This is a genomic window from Streptomyces sp. NPDC007991 (assembly GCF_042958445.1).
Classification (GTDB): Bacteria; Actinomycetota; Actinomycetes; order Streptomycetales; family Streptomycetaceae; genus Streptomyces.
The window spans coordinates 1-1,075 of the sequence record NZ_JBIBJD010000035.1; the positions used below are offsets into that span (position 1 = coordinate 1).

General features: G+C 67.5%; 1 protein-coding gene. It reads left to right on the forward strand.

The annotated features are described in order from the left end of the window. Nucleotides 1-121: 121 nt before the first annotated feature. Nucleotides 122-1,075 (forward strand): IS481 family transposase, encoded by a 954-nt coding sequence (locus tag ACFZDA_RS41550; RefSeq protein ID WP_391091760.1) that lies wholly within the window; start codon nt 122-124, stop codon nt 1,073-1,075.

The following is a 1,075-nucleotide window of genomic DNA, read 5'->3' on the forward strand; positions in this document are numbered from 1 at the left end:
CCTAGGTGTTCTGTCCACGGAGGTTGGTGACAGCGATCACTGGAGAGTGATCTTGAACGAGTGAGGGCCTTCCGGGTTCGGTGTGGATTGCGACATCTCCACCGAACGACGAAAGGCCCTCGTGCCCCACCGTAATGCACCCCTGACCGAGACCGGGCGTCTGCGTCTGGCCCGCTGTGTGATCGAGGACGGCTGGCCCCTTCGCCGGGCCGCCGAACGTTTCCAGGTCTCGCCGACAACGGCCCAGCGGTGGGCGAACCGCTACCGCCTGCTCGGCGAGGCGGGCATGACCGACCGCTCCAGCCGCCCGCACACGAGCGCGCGTCGTACCCCGACCCGCGTCGAGCGACGGATCATCAAGGTCCGGCTCCTGCACCGGTGGGGCCCGGCCCGCATCGCGCACCTGCTGCGACTGAACCCCTCCACGGTCCACCGTGTGCTGACCCGGTTCGGTCTGGCCCGCCTGGCCCACCTCGACCGGGCCACCGGCCGTGTCATACGCCGCTACGAACGCGACCGGCCCGGGGAACTGGTCCACGTCGACATCAAGAAGCTCGGCAACATCCCAGATGGCGGCGGCCACAAGGTCCTGGGCCGCCAAACCGGCCGCAAGAACCGCAAGAACGCCGGCTACAGCTACCTGCACACCGCCGTCGACGACCACTCCCGCCTCGCCTACAGCGAGATCCTCACCGACGAGAAGAAGGAAACCGCCACCGGCTTCTGGGACCGCGCCCACGCGTTCTTCACCCAGGCCGGGATCACCGTCGAACGCGTACTGACCGACAACGGCTCCTGCTACCGCTCACGCCACTGGCGCGATGCTCTCGCGGCGGCCGGGATCACCCACAAGCGCACCCGGCCCTACCGGCCACAGACGAACGGCAAGGTCGAACGCTTCAACCGCACCCTGCTCGACGAGTGGGCCTACGCAAAGCCTTATCGGTCAGAGCAGGAACGACGCCAAGCGTTCCCCCACTGGCTGCACACCTACAATCACCACCGCGGACACACAGCGCTCGCAGGCAAACCACCCGCCAGCCGCGTCCCCAACCTCACGGGTCAATACACCTAG